The sequence below is a fragment of the Pseudomonas sp. GW821-FHT01A09 genome (assembly GCF_058986725.1).
On sequence record NZ_JBYSWB010000001.1, the window covers coordinates 189,933 to 204,226 of the forward strand.

Genomic DNA, 14,294 nt, shown 5'->3' on the forward strand with positions numbered 1-14,294 from the left:
TCTGTGCCTACAGCCCCGCAAAAAACCGCTGCACCTGATCCACCTTCAAATCTGCCATGCCGCGATGCCGCCACCGAGGCAGCTTGTCCTTGTCCACCAGCAGCGCCCGGATCCCCTCGACCAGATCGCCGTGGTCAAACCACTGCTGGCCCAGATGCTGCTCCATGTCAAAACAGCCCTCGATCGACAGGCCGCGTCCGCGCCGCAGCATCTCCAAGGTGACGGCCATGGCCAGCGGCGAGCGAGTCTCCATCAACGAGGCAATGCCATCGGCCCACTTGTGGCTGTTGGCGACGGTCACCTGATGCAACTGCTCGATCATGCTGCCGACATCCGGCTGGGAGAAAAAATGATCGATGGCTGGGCGCAAGCGGTCCAGCGGCGCGTCGGGCAGCGTTTGCACGCCGAGCTTGCTGAGCACGTTCTGCAGGTCCTTGAGCGGCATGTCGGACCAGGTGATGCGGTCCAGCCGCTCTTCCAGCAATTCCAGTTGCGGCGCTGGCAGGTACCAGTCGGCGAGGCCGCAGTACAAGGCGTCGGCCGCTTCGATCTGCACCCCGGTAACGCCTAGGTAGATGCCCAGCTCGCCGGAAATACGCGGCAGAAAATAACTGGCGCCGACATCCGGGAAGTACCCGATGGCCACTTCCGGCATGCCCAGGCGGCTGCTGTCGGTCACCACGCGCAGGTCGGTGGCCTGCGCCAGGCCCATGCCGCCCCCCAAGGTGTAGCCGTGCATCACGCATAGCACCGGCTTGCGGTAGTGGTGCAGGGTCAGGTCAAGGGCGTATTCCTCCTGGAAGAAGCTCACGTGCTGGGTGTGGCCCTGCAAATGGCTGTCATACAGCGCACGAATATCGCCGCCGGCACAGAACGCCTTGTCGCCCGCGCCCCTGAGCACCACCGCGTGGATATGGTTGTCCAGTGCCCACGCGTCGAGAATGCCCTGCAGACTGCGCACCATCGCCAGGGTCAGGGTATTGAGACCCTGGGGACGATTGAGCGTCAGATAGCCGATGTGGTTGCGCACCTGGCTGGTCACTTGTGTGTCCAGCAGGCTGGGGGCATTACCCAATAGCGATGAAACCTGTGCCGTCATGACTGACTCCCTGTTTGTTATTGGATGGCTGCACGATGGCCATCGGTGCTGACAGGGGATTGTCGCCCCTGGCAATCGGTAAACGTGCAGCATGCCAAAGCGTTTATACCGGGCGCTGGACCGGTACAAAAAGGTAGACATGAGGGGTGCGGCGTTGGTTCGAAGAAACAGGCGGGTGGTGTAGCCAGGGGGATCCCCGGCTACCGCGCGCAGACGTGGCTTCAGGCCAGACTGTTGCCCTTGATCTCGGCCAGATAGGTACCGGCCGGCGGATTGCGCCCGAAGTAACCGCTGACGCCGTCGAAGATCGCCGTGGCGACGCTCTGCCGATGGCGCATGTCCATCAGCCGTTGGCAGTCGCGGGCGTTGGAGATGAACCCGGTCTCTACCAGAATCGACGGGATGTCCGGCGACTTGAGCACAGCGAAGCCCGCCTGCTCGACACGCTCGCCATGCACCCCGGCCACCTTGCCGACGCTGTCGAGCACGATGCCGCCCAGGTCGAGGCTGGCGCTGATGGTGGAGTTGAGCGACATGTCGAGGATCACGTTGGCGACCATCGGGTCCTTGTCCTTGAGATTGAGCAACTGCTTGCTACCGATCAGGTCGGCGCTGTTCTCCTGATCCGCCATCCAGCGCGCCATGGTCGAGGTGGCGCCGTGTTCGGACAGCGCGAACACCGAGGCCCCGGAGGCCGTGCGGCGCGGGGCAGCATCGGCGTGCACCGAGACGAACATGTCGGCGTTGTATTTGCGCGCGACGTCTACCCGTTTGCGCAGCGGAATGAAGATATCGTCGTTGCGTACCAGCCTGGCCTTGTAGCCTTTTTGCCGATTGATGCGGGCGGCCAGCATCTGCGCGATCGACAGGGCCACGTGTTTTTCCTGCTCGCCCTTGGCCCCCAGCGCACCGGGGTCCTTGCCGCCATGCCCGGCATCGACCACCACGATAATGTCGCGCTGGCCGGGGCGGGCCTTGATCTCGGGCTGGGTGGTTTGCGCAACCACGGCCGGTGCGGCGGGCTCGGTAGCGGCTGCCACGGTGGCCGGAGCAGCCTTGGGCTTGAAGTCCAGCACCAGGCGGTGGCCCGCTTCGCCGGACGGGGGCAGCACGAAACTGCTGCTGTCCACCGGCTCGACGAACTCCAGCACCAGGCGCGTATCGCCGTTGCCGCGGTCGCTGCTGCGGATCGCCTTGAGCGGCGCGCCCACCAGTGCCGCGTCGTTCAGCGCCTTGGCCAAGCGCGTACCGTGCAGGTCGATGATCATCCGTGGCGGTGCATCGAGGTCAAAAGTTTGATAGCGAACGTCGCCGCTGAGGTCCAGCACCAGGCGCATCTTGCCGTCGTGGCGCCATCCGCGGGCCGCCAGCACGGTTTGTGCCGCCTGAGCGAGGAAAGGAGCGGGCAGGGTGACACCCGCAAGCAGGAAAGTCAGCAATCGGCGCCGGTGCATGGAGAAACCTTCCATAAACATTATTTCGAGCTTTGAATATTAGCGGTAACAAGAGGTTACGGGACAAAGCTGAGAGAAATTTCATCTTGCGGGGCTAACTGGGGGCAGAACGGCGGGAATGAAGCGATAAAGGCAGGAATGATCGCGGATTCGGGTGACTGTCGGGAGTATTGGCTCTGGCATGCCCGACGCGTGCGCCGGGCATGCCATCGGATGGCGCTACAGCGTTTGCGCAGCGTTCACTCCGGCCGCCGAGAGCTTGATGGGATAGTTGACCGTCGGCGCGCCGCTGTCCTTGGCGTTGACGTGCCCGTGCTGGATCAGCCCACGGTTCTGCAGGGCTCCGAGGGTCTCGAACACTGCCGTCTCGCCGCGATAGTTATCGAGGATCTCCTTGCCCAGGCCTTGGGGGTGAGCGTGCAGGAGTCGAGTGAGCACTTCTTTCTCAAGCTCTTTATCAATGGTCATGTCTACCTCTGATGCAGTGGTTGAATGCATGCAATCCCCAGCGGCGCCGATAGCGATAAATCGTCGGCTGCAGGGTGCATGACAGCTGTGACTCGACGCAGCCACGAGGATTCCCTCGGTCTGCCCGACGGTGCCCGGGTGACCGCTCATCCCATTGTCGGGCACCCTTGCGCCCGTCCTCGCTCGAATGTTCAAAGGCCCGGTTCGAGCGGCCTGCAAGCGAGGTGAGCGATGGACATCAATCCCAATTACAAAAGCGGTATGCAGTCACCCGACCATGGGGCGCCGCTGGCCGATGACCTGTACCCGGTGATCGGCCCGGCCGACAGCGCCGAACGCACGGGGGAAAAACAACCGATCAGCGCCGAGGCCGGGCACGTGTTTCGCATCGACTACCTGCTCAAACACGAGCCTCATCACCATGATCTGCAATTGGCAGACACGCAGATGAGCACCCCGGAGGCGGCGCTGCACCTGTTGATGCTGCACTTTGGCGATGGCGAGAACAGCCTGCTGATGCCCAACGCCGAAGCCAGCGCCGAGCAGGTGCTGGCCCAGGCGGCGGTGATGGGCATAACCGATGTGCGCGTGCGCAAGTTGTAGACCCGGAGGGTAGCTCACTCCTGTAATGAGGGGGCTTGCCCCCGATGCGGTGTGTCAGTCAACCCATGTGTGGCTGATTCACCGTATCGGGGGCAAGCCCCCTCGCTACAGAGTTGGGTTTAACGGACTACGGAATCAATCGCGCTTCCCTTAGCTGAGCGAATACATCGAAGAAGGCATCGTCGGTGGCCTGATAGTCGAGGAAGCCCAGCTTGCGGCTCTTGGACATATCGGTCACCACCTCGATCGGGCGACCGAGGTCGGCGTCGGTGTGCCACGGCGAAATCAATCGGCTGATATCCGCCTCCTTCAACCCGTACTGCGCGGCCATGGTCTTCCAGACGTCGGCGTCATTGGCCATCTGCTGTTCGAGCGGTCGTGTCTCGCTGGGGAAGGGCGCTGGGTGAATATCGAACCACTGGGCAATCCGCTCCCACATCCATTGCCAGCGAAACACGTCGCCATTGACGATGTTGAAGGCCTGATTGGCAGCGGCCGGCGTGGTCGCGGCCCACAGCAGTTGCCGGGCCAGTTGCCGGGCATCGGTCATGTCGGTCAGGCTGTTCCACTGTGCGGCGGAGCCCGGGAAGATGAACGGCCGGCCGGTATGCTTGCAGATCGAAGCATGCACGGCGAGGGTCGTGGCCATGTTCATGGCGTTGCCCACCGCCACGCCGATGATGGTGTGCGGGCGATGCACGCTCCAGGTAAATCCATCGCGCGCAGCGGCGGCGAACACTTCGTCCTCCTGGGCGTAATAGAAGTTCTCCACATCCAGGCGGCCTTGCTCTTCGCGGAACGGCGTTTGCGGCAGGCTGCCTTTGCCATAGGCTTCGAATGGGCCCAAGTAATGCTTGAGGCCGGTCACCAGCGCCACATGCCGCACCGTGCCATCGGTCGCCAAGGCGCCCAGCACATTACGCACGTGGGCGGCGTTGACGCGGATGTTCTCCGCTTCCGTGGCTTGCCGCGACCAGGTCGCCAGGTACACATAGGTCGGTGCCAGGCCCTTGAGCGCAGTTTTGAGCGCTTCGGCATTGTTGAGGTCGGCGACCACCGGGGTCACGCCGTCCTGCTGAGTGGGTGTGCGCGATAGGCCCGCGACCTGCCAGCCGCGATCAACCAACAACCGAGAAATTGCGCTGCCGACGATACCGGTGACGCCGACGACCAATGCTGATTCAGACATAACTAAAAACCTCCGTGGCGACGAGGGTGGCCGTTGCAGGCCCACCGCGCCGCGGGGTGCAAAAAGAATAGGGGCTTACAGGCCCATTTCGATGGTTTCCGGATCCGGCCCCAGACGCCCGGTCTGGCGGATACCGTCGATGGCTTTGAGCTCCTCGCCGCTGAGCTCGAAATCGAACACGTCGATGTTGGCGGCGATGCGCTCGGCGTTGGACGAACGCGGGATCACCACGTGGCCATGCTGCAGGTGCCAGCGCAGGATCACGTGGGCCGGGGTCTTGCCATGGCGCTGGGCGATATCGGCAAACAGCGGCAGCTTGAGCAGTTCGCCGCCTTGGCCCAGCGGGCTCCAGGATTCCGAGACGATGCCCTTGGCGCGGCACCAGGCGTGGAGTTCGGTCTGGGCGAAGTCGGGGTGCGTCTCGATCTGGTTCACCGAAGGCGTGACGCCGGTGTCCTGGATGATGTGTTCGAGGTGCTCGACATTGAAGTTGGATACGCCGATGGAGCGCACGCGGCCTTCTTCCTGCAAGCGCACAAAGGCCTTCCAGGTGTCACGGTAGGTGCCCTTCTTGGGGATGGCCCAGTGAATCAGGTACAGATCCAGGGTCTCGAGGCCCAGGCGCTCGAGGCTGGCGTCGAAGGCACGCAGGGTGTTGTCGTAGCCCTGGTCTTCGTTCCACAGCTTGGTGGTGATGAAGATCTGTTCGCGGGGCAGCTCGCTTTCAGCCACGGCGCGGCCGACGCCAGCTTCGTTGCCGTAGATCTTGGCGGTATCGATGTGGCGATAGCCGGCCTTCAGCGCGGCGGTGGACGAGGCGTAGGCCTGATCGTCGTCCAGTTGCCAGACGCCAAGACCAAGCTGGGGAATTTTCACGCCGTCATTGAGGGTAATCAGGGGGGCGGATGCCATGTGGGTCTCCTCGAAGGATGAAAGGTGCCCAGTGTTCGAGGGGGCTGACACGATAAAGTTGCGAAAACCTCGGGGCAGACGCTTGGCGTTTGCCACGGGCATGCCTGGCACGAATACACTACACTGGCCTGCCGTGGCGCTGCAGGCTGTGCGCAGCACGCCAATTCGGGCACTTACACACGACGCTAATGTTGGGGAGCGACCCAAGCGTGGAAGACCGCGACAGCTACGCCCTGATCTATTTCGACCTCAACGGCAACGTCACTCGCTGGAACCGCTCAGCCACGCAGATGCTGGGCTGGAGCGAGGCCGAGATGCTCGGCCAGCCGATCGAGCGTTACTTCACTCCTCAGGACAACCAGGCCGAACATGCCCGGCTGCAGATGCTGGCCGCGGTGGAGCACGGCCAGGGCACCGGCGCGCGCTGGTACGTGCGCAAGGACAGCCGGCGCTTCTGGGCGCCGGGCCTGATGATGCCCGAGCGCGATGCCAGCGGCGCGGTGTGCGGCTACGTTCATGTACTGCGCGATCGCACCCTCGAACATCGCCGCGAGCAGCGCTTCATGATGCTGGCCAAGGTCTCGGCCGGGCTGCTCGACGCTGTCGATCCGGATGACGTGCTCGGGCCTATCCTGGAGCAGAGCACCGACCTGCTGGGCTTCGATGAAAGCTACAGCTACGTGCTGACCCCCGATTGCCAGCACCTGCACCTGACCCATTCGGTGGGCGCCAGCGCCGAGGTGCGGGCGACGCTTGCGCATGCGTCCTTCGATCTGCCGGTGTGCGGTGAAGTGGCCAAAAGTTTGAAACCCCTGGTGATCGACAATATGCAGGCCACCACCGAGCCGCGCTATGAAGTGGGCCGGCGCTGCGGCTATGACGCCTTCGCCGCCTTCCCGGTGCTGGAGGGGCAGACACTGTATGGGGTGATGTCCTTCGCCGCCCGTGGTCGCACCCATTTCGAACCCGAATGCCTGGAGTTCTTCGCCACCATCGCCAGCCATGTGGCGATCGTGCGCGGGCGGCTGGCCAAGGAAGCGGCGTTGCTGGAGCTGACGCATTCGCTGGAAGTGCGCATCGAGCAGCGCACCGCCGAGTTGCATGAGGCCGAAGAGGCGTTGCGCCAGGCACAGAAGATGGAAGCGGTGGGGCAGTTGACCGGGGGCCTGGCCCATGACTTCAACAACCTGCTGGTGGGCATCACCGGCAGCCTGGAATTGCTGCAAAGCCGCGTGGCCCAAGGTCGCCTCAGCGAGGCCGAGCGCTATATCGGCGCCGCGCAGACTTCGGCCAAGCGCGCAGCGGCGCTGACCCACCGGTTGCTGGCGTTCTCCCGCCGGCAAACGCTGGAACCCCGGCCCGTACGTCTCGATGAGCTGGTGCGCGGCATGGAAGAGCTGATCCGCCGCACCCTGGGCCCCAATATCGCCCTGGCTTGCAGCGCGGCGCAGGGGTTGTGGATTACCCATGCCGATCCCGGGCAGCTGGAAAACTCCCTGCTCAACCTGTGCATCAATGCGCGCGATGCCATGCCCGACGGCGGTCGCCTGGTCATCGACTGCTGCAACCGGGTGCTGGAGGCGCCTCAGGCCGCGGCGCTGGGGCTGCCAACTGGCGAGTACCTGTGCCTCAGCGTGCAGGACAGCGGCGCCGGCATGGCCCCGGCGGTGCTGAGCAAGGCTTTCGATCCGTTCTTTACCACCAAGCCGATCGGTCAAGGGACCGGGCTGGGGCTGTCGATGATCTACGGCTTCGCGCGCCAGTCCCACGGCCAGGTGAAGATTCGCTCGCAGGTGGGCGAGGGCACCGAGGTGAGTCTGTTCCTGCCGCGCCACCTGGGTGAGCTGCCGCTGGGCGAAGCGCCGCTGCAACCGACCAGCGAGCCGGTCGTGGCGGTAGGGCAGACCGTGCTGGTGGTCGATGACGAGCCCACGGTGCGCATGCTGGTGACCGAAGTGCTCGGCGAACTGGGCTATCACGGGGTGGAGGCGGCCGACGGCGCCGGCGGTCTGGAGGTACTCAATTCGGACATGCGCATCGACCTGCTGGTGACCGACGTCGGCTTGCCGGGCGGCATGAACGGTCGGCAGATGGCCGATGCGGCGCGGGTCGCGCGGCCCGAGCTGAAGGTGCTGTTCATTACCGGCTATGCCGAATCCGCCGTGCTCAACCACGGCCATCTCGACCCCGGCATGCAGGTCATGACCAAGCCGTTCGGCCTCGATGCGCTGAGCGCGCGGATCACCGCGATGATCGAGTCCTGAAACCCCTGCCGATCAATCCCCGCCGGCGAATCGATAGCCATTGCGCCCACGACGCTTGGCTTCATACATGGCGTTATCGGCATGGGTCAGCAAGGTCTCGGCGGCAATATTGCCCGCCGCTGGGCTGAGGGCGATGCCCAGGCTGGTGCCGATCTTCACGGCGCCCTGACTCAGTTCAAAGGGCGTAGCGATCGCCGCGCAAATGCTCTCCGCAATACGCCCGGCGATCTCCGGCCCCGGCACGCCATGGGCGACTACCACGAACTCGTCGCCCGCCAAACGGCAGACGAAATCGCCTCTGCGCACCGTGTGCTCAAGGCGCGCGGCCACCTGTTTGAGCAACGCGTCACCGGCGTCATGGCCGTGCTGGTCGTTCACCGCCTTGAAGCCGTCCAGGTCGAGGAAGAACAGCGCGAAGGGCTCGGGCGAATGGGCGCTCTGATTGATCGCCCGTTCCAGATGCTCGTGCAGCGCCCGGCGGTTAGGCAGTTCGGTGAGGGGATCGAGCATCGCCTTGTCGCGCAGATTGCGCTCCACTCGGGTGCGCTCGGTGATGTCCTGGGACATCACGTAAAAGCCCACCACTTCGTCGCCACGCACATCGGGCACGTAAGTCGCGCTCCAGATCCGCCCCTGTTCGAGGTTATAGATCAGGCCGTCATGCACCATCCGCTCGCCAGCGAGGGCACGCTGGAAATTGGGCAGCAGCTCGGCGAACAACTCCGGCGCCAGTAAATCCTTGACGTACTTGCCGCGCAGGGAGGCCGGATCGACGCCGAACACTTGGCGATACACCTCATTGTTGAACAGATAGCGCAGATCGCGATCGATGTGCGCGATCAGGATCGGCATGTTGTCGGCGATCGCCTGCAGCGTCTCGCGGCTGGCGTTGAGCTCGCGGGTGCGCTCGGCGACTTTGCTTTCCAGTTCCTGCTGGTAGTTGCGCAGCACCTCTTCACCGCGCTTGCGATCCGTGATGTCGAGGATCACGGCGATAAAGTGATCGGGCTCGCCCTTTTCGTTGCGCACCAGCGACACGTTCAACTCGGTCCACACCGGGGTGCCGTCGCGACGGATGTAGCGCTTTTCCAAGGCGTAGCTGGTGCGTCGACCGAACAGCAGATCGGCGACGTTGAGCAGGTCCTTTTCCAGGTCATCCGGGTGGGTGATCTCGGCGAAGGTCAGCTTGAGCAATTCTTCATGCGCATAGCCGGTGATGGCGCAGAGCTTGGGGTTGACCGCGCTGAAACGCCCTTGCAGGTCAACAATGGCCTTGCCGCAGGGCGTTTGCTGGAACACCAGCGCGAAGCGCGCCTCACTGAGCACCTTGGCCTGACGGTCATCCTCCCAGACCATTCGCATGTCCTGGGTGACGCTGCGTTGCAGCAGATCGCGCTCCACCACCCGGGCCAGGTCCTTGAACGCCGCCAGGGCCTTTTGCGTCAGATCGCGGGGCCGGGTGTCGATGGCGCAGAGGGTGCCCAGCACCAGGCCTTCGTCACTGCGCAGTGGCACGCCCGCATAAAAGCGGATATGCGGAAAACCCACCACCAGCGGGTTGTCGCTGAAGCGCGGGTCCAGGGTGGCGTCTTCGATCAACAGAATGTCCGGCACATGCAGGGCGTGGGCGCAGAACGCCATGTCCCGCGAGGTCTCGCATACCTCCAGGCCGATCTTGGACTTGAACCACTGGCGATTGGCATCCACCAGCGACACCAGAGTAATGGGTACCTGCAGCAGCTCGGCGGAGACCCGGGTAATGCGATCGAAGTCTTCTTCCGGCGGCGTGTCGAGTACACCGAGGCTGCGCAACAGACGCAAGCGAGCTTCTTCATTGGCGGGATGGGGCGCGATCAACATGTGAGGTCTCGGCGGCAATGGCGTTGGGTGTTGGCAGGCGTCTACAAATGTATCGGAAAGTATGGCGCAAGCTTAAGGGGCGCGTGGAAATCGGCCATGCGCGGGTCATCACCGCACGGGTTGGAATACCGCTGGTCGGGAAACAGCCTTGATGACTGAATTATTTTTCATCTGCGTTGACGGGTGTCTGCCAATTGCTTGGCGGTGGGGGTGGGCGCAGAGGTGCAGCGGGATTGGATAGGGTTTCGCGGCCCGAAATGAGGCGCTGATAGCGTAATACTGGCCTTGCGTTCGCATGCCAATTTACCGGCGTCATTCATATGGCATTACCGTTTCAGCTCCGGGCCGGAGCGCCGATAACAGCATTGACCAAACGGTGGGCACTCAGCCTGACCGTTCAACGGCTAAACGCGCCCCCTTTGGAGTCAATCATGATCGCACTCGATACCTGGAACCTGAGCATCCCCGTCGGCACCCCGTCGGTCACCATCAACACCCCGCAACTGGTCAGCGGCTACACCGATGGCTACTTCAAATCGGGCGACACGCTGTTCTTCTGGGCGCCGGTCACCGGCAGCAAGACCGCCAACGCTGTGTACCCGCGCACCGAACTGCGCGAGACCAAGGCCGATGGCAGCGTCAACAACTGGAAATACGCCGACGCCGACAACATGCTGCGCGCCGCGGTGGCGGTCAATCAGGTGCCCTCGACCGGCAAGATCGTCATTGGCCAGATCCACTGCTTCGGCAGCACCGAGCCGATGCTCAAGCTCGAATACCAGTACAAGGATGCCAAGCGCCTGGGCAATATCGTCGTCAAATATCGCCTGACCCCGGACGCCGAGCCGACGGTGATCACCGTGGCGCAGATGGTGCCGATGAACCAGCGCTTCACCTACACCATCCACCTGACGCCTTCGGGCAACCTGACGGTCAACGCCTTCAACTATCAATGGAGCTCCAAGGTCGACAGCAGCTGGGCGCCCAAGGCCCTGTACTTCAAGGCGGGCGTTTACACCCAGGACAACACCGGCTATGCCACCGAAGGCGGCGCGGCGACTTTCTACAAACTGAGCGCCGAACACACCAAGAAGAGCTGAGCCAACCCAATGTAGCGGGGGGGCTCGCCCCCGATTGGCCCAGTCAGCGACGCACGTGCGGACTGACCAGGTTTGGGGGGGCAAGCCCCCTCGCTACAGTTGCTCGGCGATCGGGTTATCATGCCCCGGCCTGTCCTGCCTCCCGGAGCCGCTCCCCTGATGTACAGCCTCAACCATTACCTCGCCACCCCGGCCGAATCGGTCAAAAGCCAGATCCTGCATATGGTGGTCGACAACCTCACCGACATCAGCAGCGTCGCCATCGCCCCCAGCAACCCGCTGTACAACCTCTATCAATACGGTGTGGGCTTCGAGGTGCACCTGTATCTCGACGGCATGGACGGCGCCAAGGGCATTCCCGCCGAACTGCTCACCGCCTGCGACCCAGACGACCCGGACACGGTGCTCGGGTTTGCGCTGTACCTGCCCGTCAAGGACGACACCGAGGCTTGCGCGCTGGCCTATCTGGCCGTAAGCCAGGGGCATCGTCGCCGTGGCATCGCCCGCCGGCTGGTCGACGCCATGACTGCCCGTTACCCCCATGCCGAACTGGCGTGCCACCCGGGCAAGGTGCTGACGTTCGAGGCCTTGGGCTTTCAGGTGCTTGGCGCCCGCGGTCCGCAGGTGCTGATGAATACCCGCGACCACGCCACCCATGGGCTGATCCCGCTGCTGGACATCGCACCGATCTACCGCAGCCTTGAGGTACAACAGATTCATGCCTACCTGCTCAAGCAGCATGGCAAGCGCGCGATGGCCGATGCCGAGAAGCAGCGGGACCGGCATCTGGATCAGCTGACGCGGCAGGCGGTGTTGTGCGTGCAGCGCCATCGAGCGACTTGAAGGCTGGTATTGGAAACACGCGGATCGCCCGGTCCCTTTGGGCGGCGACGCGTAACCTTTTCGATACGATTTGCAGCAAAACATTGACGTCAGAATAGTGGCTCAATAATATCGCGGCCGTAATATTACTGATCAAGGGTGCCGCGCTGGCGACCATTGCCAAACAAGGCAAGCAAGGCGTCCACGCCTCAGCGCCTTAGGGCGCTGGGTCGGGTGCGCGGGTTGGCTGCGGTGCGGTCGGCTGCTGTGGTTGCCACCGAGGCAATGCATCTCGGTAGAGCATGGCGCTCAGGATCTTCCAGGATATTCGAGACAAGGACTATCAAATGCTACGCAACACGAGAATCACCCCTTTTGCCTGGATGGCAATCGTCGTCCTGAGCGCAGTGCTGTCTGCCTGTGCGACGACCTACCCCCGCTATGATGGCAAGACTGCGCCGGACCCGACCAAGGCGGTGTTGATCGGCTCTATCACCGAGGGTTTTCTGACTCAGCCCCATGGGTTGGAAGTTTATGTCGTCAAGGCAACAGAGCCGGCCACGGCGCTGCAACTGCAGACGCTCGGCGGTGGAGACGATTTGCCGCCGCCCAACTTGCTTGGCAATTTTTTCATGTATGAAGTCCCGGCCGGGCAGTACGAAATCAAGGGCTGGCGTTATCACTTCTATGCAGGCACCTCCAAACCCGCGCCCGCGCCGATCGTGTTTACGGTCAAGCCCGGTGAGATCGCCTATATCGGGGATTTCTATGCGAACGCGCTGACGTTTTGCCTTTCGAACATCGACCATGCCGAGTCGATCGCCAAACTCAAGGCCAAATACCCCATGCTCCAGGATCGTTCGATCTCCAATGTCACTGCCCAAAGCGGCTTCGGGCCTTGGCCGAGTACCGATGCGAAAGATAACGGCAAAGGTATCTGCAATTTTTTCTGAGGCATGTTTTCCGGGCTGATCTTGCCCTGCGGCGAGCATGCAACATCCGCTTGCTTTGGGCGAACCACTCCTTGGAGCCGGCTCCCACGGCACCAGAAAATTTCATCTCCAGGCCGGTTCTTGACAATCAAGGCTCAGGGGCCGGCACTGTGGCATTCATGCAGGTCGTAGGGGATCGGCGCGATGGAGGATCACTTCAAGCCATCGTTGAGGTAAAAAAAGCCAATCCGATGCTCGCTGTTTGTCGACGCCCGAGTCAAAATCGCGCCCGCCTTGCCCCCCGACTGCGAAGTTACCGGTCGGATCGCCATCAAGCTCCAACCGCCTTGGCCGATACACCTTTTTGAGTGGAACTTTCGATTCCGCGCCGGCGCGTGCCCGCCTGTACCCTGAGATTGCCTTGATGAACAGCCTTTCCGACGACGACCGCGCCCAGGTGCTTTACGAGGCTACGGTGCAGTATTGGCAGCACATCCTTACCATCGTGCGATTCGCGTTCGCGATCCACGTGGTGCTGTTCGTGTTGTTCCTGTTCGTGCAGGTGCCGGTGATGTTCCTCGGTAATGCCGTGAGTGTGCTGGTGTACGTGTGGTGCTTCAAAGCGATCAAGCAGCAACGATTCCGGTTGGCAGGGATGCTCATGGGCGTGGAGATCATCGCCCATGCCATGCTCGCCACGTGGGTGCTGGGCTGGGAGAGCAATTTCTATCTGTTCGTGTTCTGTGTGGTGCCGGTGGTCGCGTTCAGTTTCCAGCGGGCGAGGGCGCTACGGGTGTGCCTGAACGTGGCGATCATGCTGGTGGTGGTCGGCGGTTTTGCCGGGCGCCGTTACATGGGCCGTGATGCACAGATCAGCCCGACATTGATGGACATCTTCGGGATCCTCAACGCCGTGGCCGCTACCGGGTTGCTGTTGCGCTCTGCGGCGCTGTCGGTGAGCTTCAGTTTGCAGATGCAGATGAACCTGTTCCTGACGGCCCATTCCGACAGCCTGACCAACCTCTATACCCGCCGGCGCATCATGCAGCGCGTGCGGCAGTTGGGCGCGCAGCGGCATCAGCAGACGGTGTCGGTGCTGATGCTCGATATCGACCATTTCAAGCTGATCAACGACGCCCATGGTCATGATGTCGGCGATGTCGTGCTGCAACGCGTGGCCCAGGCGATCGCGACGAGCATCCGCGCTACCGATATGCCCGCGCGCTGGGGCGGCGAGGAGTTTCTGGTGCTGATGCCAGGGACATCCACCGCCGATGCTGTGGTGGTGGCCGAGCGAGTGCTGGCCTGCATCCGTGCCGACGCGGGTGAGGTCACGGAGATGGGCGAGGGCCTGGCGCAGCCGTTGCAGGTCACGGCCACCGCGGCGGTGGCGACCATGGCGCCCGGCGAGGCGTTTCGTGATGCCCTGAGCCGGGCCGACCACTTGCTGTACGAGGGCAAGCGGGCAGGGCGCGATCGGGTGATGGCCGAGGGGTGAGGCGCTGGCGTCGGCTCGAGCGCTTGGGCCTTGGGGAATGTGCAGACAATAAGGAGATTGCCCCGTCGCCCTGTTCACCCCCACGCGCATCAG

The 14,294-nt window shown here is 63.0% G+C and carries 12 protein-coding genes and 1 pseudogene; 7 read left to right on the plus strand and 6 right to left on the minus strand.

Going from position 1 to position 14,294, the window contains the following annotated elements; genetic code table 11:
• Window positions 1-7 precede the first annotated feature (7 nt).
• The 3 genes from AC3WJP_RS00805 to AC3WJP_RS00815 all read right to left on the minus strand — a co-directional run bounded on the left by AC3WJP_RS00805 (window position 8) and on the right by AC3WJP_RS00815 (window position 3,021).
• Window positions 8-1,099, minus strand: coding sequence for an enoyl-CoA hydratase/isomerase family protein (locus AC3WJP_RS00805; RefSeq protein ID WP_493719335.1), 1,092 nt, complete (start codon window positions 1,097-1,099; stop codon window positions 8-10).
• Window positions 1,100-1,320: 221 nt separating this feature from the next.
• Window positions 1,321-2,553: an N-acetylmuramoyl-L-alanine amidase gene (locus AC3WJP_RS00810; protein ID WP_493719336.1), complete on the minus strand. Its 1,233-nt coding sequence runs from the start codon at window positions 2,551-2,553 to the stop codon at window positions 1,321-1,323.
• 219 nt (window positions 2,554-2,772) lie between these two features.
• Complete coding sequence (locus AC3WJP_RS00815) at window positions 2,773-3,021, minus strand: hypothetical protein (protein ID WP_493719337.1); 249 nt, start codon at window positions 3,019-3,021, stop codon at window positions 2,773-2,775.
• Window positions 3,022-3,252: 231 nt separating this feature from the next.
• On the opposite strand from AC3WJP_RS00815, the gene AC3WJP_RS00820 reads away from it, so the two are divergent.
• Window positions 3,253-3,624: a hypothetical protein gene (locus AC3WJP_RS00820; RefSeq protein ID WP_493719338.1), complete on the plus strand. Its 372-nt coding sequence runs from the start codon at window positions 3,253-3,255 to the stop codon at window positions 3,622-3,624.
• A 127-nt stretch (window positions 3,625-3,751) separates the two neighbouring features.
• On the opposite strand, the gene AC3WJP_RS00825 is transcribed toward AC3WJP_RS00820, so the two are convergent.
• Both AC3WJP_RS00825 and AC3WJP_RS00830 read right to left on the minus strand, forming a co-directional pair.
• Window positions 3,752-4,813 (minus strand): SDR family oxidoreductase, encoded by a 1,062-nt coding sequence (locus AC3WJP_RS00825; RefSeq protein WP_493719339.1) that lies wholly within the window; start codon window positions 4,811-4,813, stop codon window positions 3,752-3,754.
• A 75-nt stretch (window positions 4,814-4,888) separates the two neighbouring features.
• Window positions 4,889-5,725, minus strand: a complete 837-nt coding sequence (locus AC3WJP_RS00830; RefSeq protein WP_493719340.1) for an aldo/keto reductase — start codon at window positions 5,723-5,725, stop codon at window positions 4,889-4,891.
• A gap of 188 nt (window positions 5,726-5,913) precedes the next feature.
• On the opposite strand from AC3WJP_RS00830, the pseudogene AC3WJP_RS00835 reads away from it, so the two are divergent.
• Window positions 5,914-6,273: pseudogene (locus AC3WJP_RS00835) on the plus strand (PAS domain-containing protein); the annotation flags it as partial.
• 18 nt (window positions 6,274-6,291) lie between these two features.
• The gene (locus tag AC3WJP_RS00840; protein ID WP_493719601.1) at window positions 6,292-7,989 is read left to right on the plus strand and encodes an ATP-binding protein; all 1,698 of its coding nucleotides are present in this window, start codon (window positions 6,292-6,294) and stop codon (window positions 7,987-7,989) included.
• Window positions 7,990-8,001: 12 nt separating this feature from the next.
• Here AC3WJP_RS00840 and AC3WJP_RS00845 read toward each other — a convergent pair whose 3' ends face one another.
• Window positions 8,002-9,849, minus strand: coding sequence for a sensor domain-containing diguanylate cyclase (locus tag AC3WJP_RS00845; RefSeq protein WP_493719341.1), 1,848 nt, complete (start codon window positions 9,847-9,849; stop codon window positions 8,002-8,004).
• 431 nt (window positions 9,850-10,280) lie between these two features.
• Between AC3WJP_RS00845 and AC3WJP_RS00850 the strand changes: the two genes are divergently transcribed.
• From AC3WJP_RS00850 to AC3WJP_RS00865, 4 genes are all read left to right on the plus strand, one after another.
• Complete coding sequence (locus AC3WJP_RS00850; RefSeq protein WP_493719342.1) at window positions 10,281-10,949, plus strand: polysaccharide lyase family 7 protein; 669 nt, start codon at window positions 10,281-10,283, stop codon at window positions 10,947-10,949.
• 159 nt (window positions 10,950-11,108) lie between these two features.
• Window positions 11,109-11,792, plus strand: coding sequence for a GNAT family N-acetyltransferase (locus tag AC3WJP_RS00855; protein ID WP_493719343.1), 684 nt, complete (start codon window positions 11,109-11,111; stop codon window positions 11,790-11,792).
• 281 nt (window positions 11,793-12,073) lie between these two features.
• Window positions 12,074-12,724 (plus strand): hypothetical protein, encoded by a 651-nt coding sequence (locus AC3WJP_RS00860; protein WP_493735662.1) that lies wholly within the window; start codon window positions 12,074-12,076, stop codon window positions 12,722-12,724.
• Window positions 12,725-13,127: 403 nt separating this feature from the next.
• Window positions 13,128-14,201, plus strand: a complete 1,074-nt coding sequence (locus AC3WJP_RS00865; protein WP_493719345.1) for a diguanylate cyclase — start codon at window positions 13,128-13,130, stop codon at window positions 14,199-14,201.
• Window positions 14,202-14,294: the final 93 nt, after the last annotated feature.

Excerpts from the sequence above, each read along its gene's own strand:
- AC3WJP_RS00805 (WP_493719335.1), bottom strand. The coding sequence starts at position 1,099 with ATGACGGCACAGGTTTCATCGCTATTGGGTAATGCCCCCAGCCTGCTG.
- AC3WJP_RS00810 (WP_493719336.1), bottom strand. The coding sequence starts at position 2,553 with ATGCACCGGCGCCGATTGCTGACTTTCCTGCTTGCGGGTGTCACCCTG.
- AC3WJP_RS00815 (WP_493719337.1), bottom strand. The coding sequence starts at position 3,021 with ATGACCATTGATAAAGAGCTTGAGAAAGAAGTGCTCACTCGACTCCTG.
- AC3WJP_RS00820 (WP_493719338.1), top strand. The coding sequence starts at position 3,253 with ATGGACATCAATCCCAATTACAAAAGCGGTATGCAGTCACCCGACCAT.
- AC3WJP_RS00825 (WP_493719339.1), bottom strand. The coding sequence starts at position 4,813 with ATGTCTGAATCAGCATTGGTCGTCGGCGTCACCGGTATCGTCGGCAGC.
- AC3WJP_RS00830 (WP_493719340.1), bottom strand. The coding sequence starts at position 5,725 with ATGGCATCCGCCCCCCTGATTACCCTCAATGACGGCGTGAAAATTCCC.
- AC3WJP_RS00840 (WP_493719601.1), top strand. The coding sequence starts at position 6,292 with ATGCTGGCCAAGGTCTCGGCCGGGCTGCTCGACGCTGTCGATCCGGAT.
- AC3WJP_RS00845 (WP_493719341.1), bottom strand. The coding sequence starts at position 9,849 with ATGTTGATCGCGCCCCATCCCGCCAATGAAGAAGCTCGCTTGCGTCTG.
- AC3WJP_RS00850 (WP_493719342.1), top strand. The coding sequence starts at position 10,281 with ATGATCGCACTCGATACCTGGAACCTGAGCATCCCCGTCGGCACCCCG.
- AC3WJP_RS00855 (WP_493719343.1), top strand. The coding sequence starts at position 11,109 with ATGTACAGCCTCAACCATTACCTCGCCACCCCGGCCGAATCGGTCAAA.
- AC3WJP_RS00860 (WP_493735662.1), top strand. The coding sequence starts at position 12,074 with ATGGCGCTCAGGATCTTCCAGGATATTCGAGACAAGGACTATCAAATG.
- AC3WJP_RS00865 (WP_493719345.1), top strand. The coding sequence starts at position 13,128 with ATGAACAGCCTTTCCGACGACGACCGCGCCCAGGTGCTTTACGAGGCT.